This is a genomic window from Paracoccus lutimaris (genome assembly GCF_003337565.1).
Classification (GTDB): Bacteria; Pseudomonadota; Alphaproteobacteria; order Rhodobacterales; family Rhodobacteraceae; genus Paracoccus; species Paracoccus lutimaris.
Window position 1 is genome coordinate 1 of sequence record NZ_QPJL01000052.1, and the last position, 6,854, is coordinate 6,854.

A 6,854-nucleotide genomic window follows, 5' to 3' on the forward strand; every position below is an offset into this window, starting at 1 on the left:
TCCGGGCGCAACCGGTGGCCATGAGATTGAACTCATTGGGGAATTGGCCGGAATTCTGGCTTTGTCGGAAGCAGACATGACAAAGCCCCCGCGTTCGGCGAGGGCTGGTGCTGGTCTTGGGTCGGAATCGGTGGTTGCGGGGACAGGATTTGAACCTGTGACCTTCAGGTTATGAGCCCATGGAAGGGCAAAACCGAATAATCATCGAAATCAGCGTCTTACGGGGTAAGCCTTTGTTCAGGCGTGATTTTCGCCCTCGCAAACATCAGCGTTCGCACGGATTCACACGCAAGACCGGCACGAAGGCCGCAGTCGCAGGTTGATGTGGTGTTGATGTAGCCCACGCGCCCTCCCCTGCAGATCATCATCGCAGACCGTCTTGTCAGCCTTCATTTCCGATGTTCCTGAAGCCCTAGCTCGCCCCACATCCAGGCGAAATCGTACTCGGCGATGGGGCCCTCTACATGCGCGGCGCTGCGGTTTTCCAGCATCTTTAGCCAGTCGATCACCTTCTCGCGCCCCGCAGCCGTCCGGACAGCCTGACGTGGTGACTTGCCGCCCAGCGCCGGGATCGGCGCGTCCAGCGTTTCGCGGTAGTGCTTGTCGAGGTGATCCCGCATCAGCTGGCGCGCGATCTCTGGCGGGATTTCGTCGGCTTCTTCGCGCGACCCTTCACGCCGTTGGTCTGCCCGCATCTGATCGACTGTCCGGATCGTGTTCAAAGGCGATTTCAACAGATCCCCGGCGGCCGCACCGATCAACGTCTGGACCTTGGCCGCGCGCTCGGCCGAGTTGACGGTCACGAGCAGCGTCTTGCCCTTCAATTCCAGCGAACCCAGAACGGTGGCGCCCTCCATCTGCGTGTCGAGCATGATGCCGCCGCCCGCCTTGCCACCGCGCCCCTTCCGCGTGGCCAGCCAGTTCCAGAACTTCGGTCCTTCCGGCAGGAAGCCCTTCACCCGGTCGAGCCGCTCCGCCACTGCTTTCTGCGTTACGCCGCTGGCAAGCGGGTACCGCAAATCGTGGAACAACACATCGTCGCCGTCCGAATTGGTGAACTGCGGCTGCGCTGGGGTGAGGGCACGGTCGATCTCGATGAACAGCCAAGCGGAAGTGAAGATGGGTGCGCAACCCAGAAGCTGCTCGCGGGTGAGCCGCAGCGCGTCTCGCTTCTTCAGCTTCAGGGCGTCGCGCAGCCCGGCGAACAGGAAATCCACCGCTTCGGAGCGGAAGGGTAACAGCGCGCCGGAGATGACATGGTGATCGCGTTCGGGCACCACCCGCACGGCGATCCGGTCCCATTGCTTCAGAGTGCGCGTGGCGGATTTCTCGCGCACTGTGACGGATGTGGCATCCGACAGCAGGTCGCGCAGCACCATCGATGTGCCAGGCTGGACATCGCTGACTTCGTACAGACTGACTTGCGCATCCCGCAGCGCGGTGAAATAGGCCCGGTTCAAGGCCGTTTCCTTCCAGCCGCGCCGCTTCAGATAGAGATCGACGATGTTGCCGTCCTCATAGTGCTGGCCAAGGAAATCCTCGAACCCGCAGCCCCAGAGGACGCCTGACCACTGCTCGCCTAGCAGGTCGGCCAAGCCGTCCTGATCGATCTCGAATTCCTCCAGCGCGGGCATCAGGTGTTCGGCGACAACATCCTGCAGCCGCTCGCGCCAGTCACCTTCTCGGCCGATGAAGGCCAAAAGGCCGGAAATATCGTTGCGTTCAGCCATAACCAGCCCTGTCTATGCCGGTCTAGCGACCGATCTTTCTTTGAATATCATCGCGCAGGGCAGCCATGGCCTCAGCGCGCACTCGCCACCCTGCATCGATTTGGCTGGCTTCAAATAGGCGTCCAGTGAGCCGCCGTGCGACGATGAGCTTCTCGCGGCCAAGTGGCAGGTCATCGAACAGCTTCTGGTCCTCGGCAATGCGGACCTGGCGCCGGTTCGGCAACCGAAGGCCGTTGTGGGTGACAGCAACTCCGGTGACGATCCGCGGCTGACCGGGCCGAAAGAGCTTGGTCTTGTGCCCATGAAGGTGCCGTTTGCCGATGGCCTTCCGAGCTTCAAACAGGAGGCGCCGCGTAGCCCCTGCCCCCGTGAATACAATGTCATCGACGTAGACGGTCATCTTGCAGCCGCATGCTTCAGCCAAGACCGAAAGTTCATGAAACAGGTCCTCGTAGGCGAAGTACGAGACAATTGGGCTGGCGCTGCTTCCTGTCGGCAGATGCCCGTCCACCATCAGCAGTTTTGCAAGCATTCCGGCAACATCACCCTCACAAGCCATCCTGTCGCGGAAGAAGTGATAGACAGCCTGAGCCCGCGCTGACGGATAGAACCTTCGGACATCGATCTTGACGCACCCGTCCTCGACCGAGTGTGCAGCAGCATTGGAGATGTACGACCGCCCCTTCTTTGCCGAGTGCAGGTAGGGCGGCGTGTCGATCCTCGCCAAGAGCATTGCGATCCTGCGATGCACCTTCGCGAGTCTTGGCCGCGGCTCCTGAATTGCGCGGCCGGACTTCTTGTCGATCCACCGCTTGTAGGGATCGGCATCGGCGAGAAGCGCATCCAGTTCTTCACGGGAAATCAGCAGACGATCGGCCAGCATCTGCGGGCTTGTCACCTTGTACAGGATTGACTGGTTGCGGTCGTGGCTCACCTGCCCGCCCCTCGATACTCGGAAATTGTCGCCGCCCAATCCAGCATCTTCAGCGCCTTGTCAGCGACATACGCCCGAATGGCATCGGCCTTTCCAGCACCCTCCACGCGCTCGGCAAACAGCATGAGCGAGGACATCGGAATATCGAAGGCCGTCGAATACTTCTCCAGAACGGCAATGGAGACGTTCTTTTCGCCGCTCTCGATCTCCGAAACATAGGATTTTGACAGCCCGACGCGTTCGGCCACGTCAGCCTGCGACAGGTCGTGGTAGACCCGAACCAGGCGAAGAGCTTCATTCAGCATTTTTCTCCCATCCTCAGCAGTTGAACACCTAGGAGCCGTCTCAGAAGAAGAGTCGCGCCAGATACACGATGGCTTTCACCATCCAGAACGCGACCATCAGGGTCCGACGTTTCCGAAGAACACGCCGAATCCAGCGACGGATCCACTGCCCGGTGCTCAGGGGCTTCACAGGTTCAGTACCCATGTCGCAACCTCCTGGGCTTCCTCGCCGGGACCATCCCGACGAGTGTGCCGCCTTCCCAAGAGGCAATCAGGGCAGAGGCTATCTCCTAGGTATCCCCGTGCCGCAACGCGAGCTGCGGACTTAAGTCGTCGGGTCGTCGTCGCGGATCGCATCGCGCGGATGCGGTCGCCACGCCCCGAAGTGGGTAGAGGCCGGAGCCTCCTCGATCGGCGAACCGATCAGCCTATGGCAGCTATCTCTCACCTGAGCATTGATCGCTAGATAGAGCACGTTGTTCGCCATTTCAAGCCCCGAGTTCGCCACCAGCGAACTGACTATGTCATATGTCCAACTACGCACTATATGTAGTGTTCGCAGGGCGCCCAAAGCGGATGATCGCCGAGGCCTTAAATGATATCCACAGCATCGTGCTGGCCACCCCCTTGCTCCGAATCGAAGCCCGCGTCAGGGTGCATCCTTGAGGAGAGCAGCCCTCAACCAAAAGCATAACAGGTCTATCGGAACACCCGTCGCTCTGACCGAAGGCGCCCCGGCGCCTCTCGTGTCGTTGCGCCCGATCACTTAACCCGTGCGCCCCGGCACGGGCTGCAGGCGGTATGAGTTCGGCCCGTCCTCGGTTCATGTGAGGATGATTTGTCATGGCTCTGCCGCCCCGCGTTTTCTACACCCTTCAGGAAGTCACGGCCCGCTGGGGCTGCAACATCGCCGACGTCGCAGGCTGGGCCGCGGCGGGCAAGTTCCACATCATGACCGGCATCGGCCTCGTCCGCTGTGGCGAAGAAATTGTCGCCGGTCGGGTCGCCATCTCGCCGATGGACCTCATGCCGTTGTTCCGCCGCTGCGGGACGGGCCCGACCGAGGGCGTGGTGCGCCGGATCATGACGGGCGACAAAAGCCAATGGCAGATCATCACCGATCCTGTCGGCGGGGTCACGGTGGCGGTCGCGGACATGATGATCATGGCCGATGAGGTGCATGCCTTCGAGGAAGAGAACGACATGGTGCGGCGGGTTGCGGCGGGGCCAGGTGCTGCCACACCCTATGACTGGGAGGGCATGAACATCGCCCTGATCGTGCGGATGCATGACCACGGTCTGCCAGCCACCCAAGCCGAGCTGATTGCCGAGATGCAGGACTGGTTCGCGGATCGGTCAGACGGCAAGAAGATGCCAGACAGCCGTTCGATCCGGCGGCGGATCACGCCGATATGGAGGGCGCTGCGACGGGAGGAAGCGTGATGACGAGGGTCCGCGCTGGCCCGGATCAGGCGGTCTTTCGGCCACTCTGATCGTCGGCGTCATGAACAAGCCGAGGCTTTGGACGGAAGGCACTGGCCACAGCGTCCACCCCGGCGCGCAGGGGCGAGTCCATCAGGTGGGCATACCGCAGGGTCGTCTGCATCTGGCTGTGCCCCAGAAGCTTGCCGATCATTTCCAGCGACGCGCCACCACTGACCAGCAAGGACGCAAAGGTGTGGCGCAGGTCATGAATCCGGACGTCGTGCAGCCCGCACTGCTTCTGGACCTGCGCCCAGAACCGCCGCACCTCCTGCACCGGCTGGCCGGGCGTATCGCCGGGAAAGAGCCACGGGGATCCTTTCAGTACCAGCAGCAGCCGCTGGCGCACGATGGCTGCGGTTTCGTCAGAGATCGGCACGCGGTGGGCGCGGCGCTGTTTCGTCATGGTGGGCGGCTTCGACCAGCTCATGTGTTCGAGGTTGAACTGTTCGAACCGGGCCTGCCGCACCTCGCCCAGCCGTGCGCCCGTCAGCATGCACATGCGGATGATGTCGGCGGCGCGCCGATCCTCGGCGGCATCGAGCGCGGCGGCGAGCTTGGATATTTCCTCTTTGGAGAGGAAGCGTTCGCGCGGCGTCTCGGTGCGGCGGTGAAAGCGCTGGGCCGGATTGTCCTCGCACCAGCCCCACTGGACGGCCAACGTGAACATCTTGCGCAACACCTCGCCGATCCGGTTGGCGCGGACGGGTGTCGGTTTGGCCCCCTGCAGCTTGCGCGCCCGGTTGTTGGGTTTTTCCTTGTGCGGCCGCGCCCTGCCCTCGGCGATCTTGGTCAGGAGCTTGTCGACGTCGGTCGGCGTGATCTCAGTCACCAGCTTCCGGCCCCAGACAGGTGCCACCATCTTGGCCAGCGCCGACCGCTGGTCGGCCGCGCTCCGCACTGACAGCTTCGGCAGATGCTCGGCGCAGTAGCGCTCGATCAGGTCGGTCACACGCGGGGCTTCGCGCTTCGCCTCGCGCTGGCCCAAGGGATCGGCCCCGGCGTCGATCTCGCGCCGCAGTTCCTTGGCCCGTTCCCGGGCAGCCGACACCGACCATTCCGGCCAGCGCCCGAAGGTCATCCGGCGCTGGCGCCCGGCATGGCGGTAGTCCAACGTGAAGGCCCGCCCGCCGCCGCGGTAGATGCAGGCTGCGAAGCCCCGGACGTCGGTGTCGAATATCTGATAGTCCCGCCCGGGCACCGGCTCGGCGTCGCGCAGCACTTTCTCGGTCAGCTTGATGCGTTCGGGCATGGCTTCGGTCCTTCTTGCATCCGACATGAGGCGTGGTTTCGCCTGACTATCAAGGCAAGCATGGCAAGTCGGGTGGCGGGGAGGCGGAGGGTGGCGCAAAGGGCGCCACAGCAGTGCCACCCCTTGTTTTCATGGGTTTTTCGGCGCTGCGCGGATCGATGCGCGACTGGGGTCGACATGCGCAATGGGACGTCTGAGGCCGCAGGCACGGTGATCGCGCTGTAAATTTGACTTTTAAACTGCCGCAAAGCGGCAAATCCTCAAGGAATTCAATGGGTGGCAGGGGTGCCATGCCGGGTGCCACCCCCTCTTTGCCCACCAATGCCGGTCAAACACGGTCAATCCGGCTGTTCGCTGGTGTTTGCGGCCTTGGCATCCGTTTCGCCCACCTGGCAGGACCGGCCGTAATTTGTCCACGCCATCCGACCACCATCGCAAACCCAAATAAAACAAGGGGTGGCACAAAGGCGGCATCCTTTCCGCCACCCTCCGCCTCGCCGCCACCCCTTGGGCTCTGCGCTCACTGGTCCCTGCAAGACGTCCCCGATGCTCGGGGCGAGGACCAGGAGACCCCGATGCCGCATCTCGGATCGATGCCAGAACCGAAGGACAAACCCCGCACGCTGCTGGTCGGCTGGATCAGCCGTCTCGACCTCGCGCTGGAACTCGGCCTTTCGGTCGACACCCTGCGCCGCTGGGAGGCGATGCGGACGGGCCCACCCTGCGTTCGGGCCGGACGCAAGGTCTACTACCGTCGCGCCGCTGTCGAGGAATGGCTGGAGGAGCAGGAACAGGCCGCGCCGCGCCGCCGTCGTGCCGGAGGGCGCCGGTCATGACCGTGCAACCCCGCAGTTCCGCCTGGCCCGCCGACCGCGTGGCCGAGGCCCGCGCCGTGATCGCCGACGTCGCGCATCACAGCGATCTCCTGATCAGGCTCGCCTGCAACGTGCTTGCCCAGCATGGCGAGACCCCAGGCGAACGTGCGGATGCCCAGCGCCTGCTGGTCGTCGTCGATGCGCGGCGGCCGGTACGACGTGCCCAGCGCGAAGACCAGGGGAGGGCAGTGCGATGAAACGGCGTGGCACCCCCGAGGCCGATCTTCAGCGCGCCGTCGTGCAGGCCTTGCGCATCGCCCTGCCCCGCACCGTCATCATCCACCACTGCGCCAACGA

Annotated in this window: 7 protein-coding genes and 1 pseudogene; 4 read left to right on the forward strand and 4 right to left on the reverse strand. The window is 63.4% G+C overall.

All coding sequences use genetic code 11. From position 1 onward, the window contains the following. Positions 1-389: 389 nt before the first annotated feature. The 3 genes from DFP89_RS19345 to DFP89_RS19355 are packed head-to-tail and all read right to left on the reverse strand — an operon-like array spanning position 390 to position 2,969. Positions 390-1,730, reverse strand: a complete 1,341-nt coding sequence (locus DFP89_RS19345; RefSeq protein WP_114350955.1) for a DUF7986 domain-containing protein — start codon at positions 1,728-1,730, stop codon at positions 390-392. Between the two features lie 22 nt (positions 1,731-1,752). After that, the gene (locus DFP89_RS19350) at positions 1,753-2,664 is read right to left on the reverse strand and encodes a reverse transcriptase family protein (protein ID WP_114350956.1); all 912 of its coding nucleotides are present in this window, start codon (positions 2,662-2,664) and stop codon (positions 1,753-1,755) included. Then, complete coding sequence (locus tag DFP89_RS19355; protein WP_114350957.1) at positions 2,661-2,969, reverse strand: helix-turn-helix domain-containing protein; 309 nt, start codon at positions 2,967-2,969, stop codon at positions 2,661-2,663. Before DFP89_RS19355 ends, DFP89_RS19350 begins: the two co-directional genes overlap by 4 nt. Before the next feature lie 822 nt (positions 2,970-3,791). Here DFP89_RS19355 and DFP89_RS19360 point away from each other — a divergent pair. Next, positions 3,792-4,391 carry a hypothetical protein gene (locus DFP89_RS19360; RefSeq protein WP_114350958.1) on the forward strand — a complete coding sequence of 200 codons (600 nt, stop codon included), beginning with the start codon at positions 3,792-3,794 and terminating at the stop codon, positions 4,389-4,391. 25 nt (positions 4,392-4,416) lie between these two features. Here the strand turns inward: DFP89_RS19360 and DFP89_RS19365 are convergent, their stop codons facing one another. Continuing rightward, entirely contained in the window at positions 4,417-5,682 is a 1,266-nt protein-coding gene (locus DFP89_RS19365; protein WP_114350959.1) for a tyrosine-type recombinase/integrase, read from the reverse strand. Between the two features lie 575 nt (positions 5,683-6,257). On the opposite strand from DFP89_RS19365, the gene DFP89_RS19370 reads away from it, so the two are divergent. From DFP89_RS19370 to DFP89_RS20940, 3 genes and pseudogenes are all read left to right on the forward strand, one after another. Beyond that, positions 6,258-6,518 carry a helix-turn-helix transcriptional regulator gene (locus DFP89_RS19370; RefSeq protein ID WP_114350960.1) on the forward strand — a complete coding sequence of 87 codons (261 nt, stop codon included), beginning with the start codon at positions 6,258-6,260 and terminating at the stop codon, positions 6,516-6,518. After that, positions 6,515-6,754 carry a hypothetical protein gene (locus tag DFP89_RS19375; RefSeq protein WP_114350961.1) on the forward strand — a complete coding sequence of 80 codons (240 nt, stop codon included), beginning with the start codon at positions 6,515-6,517 and terminating at the stop codon, positions 6,752-6,754. Before DFP89_RS19370 ends, DFP89_RS19375 begins: the two co-directional genes overlap by 4 nt. Beyond that, positions 6,751-6,854, forward strand: a pseudogene (locus DFP89_RS20940) (VRR-NUC domain-containing protein); the annotation flags it as partial. The gene DFP89_RS19375 and the pseudogene DFP89_RS20940, both read left to right, overlap by 4 nt.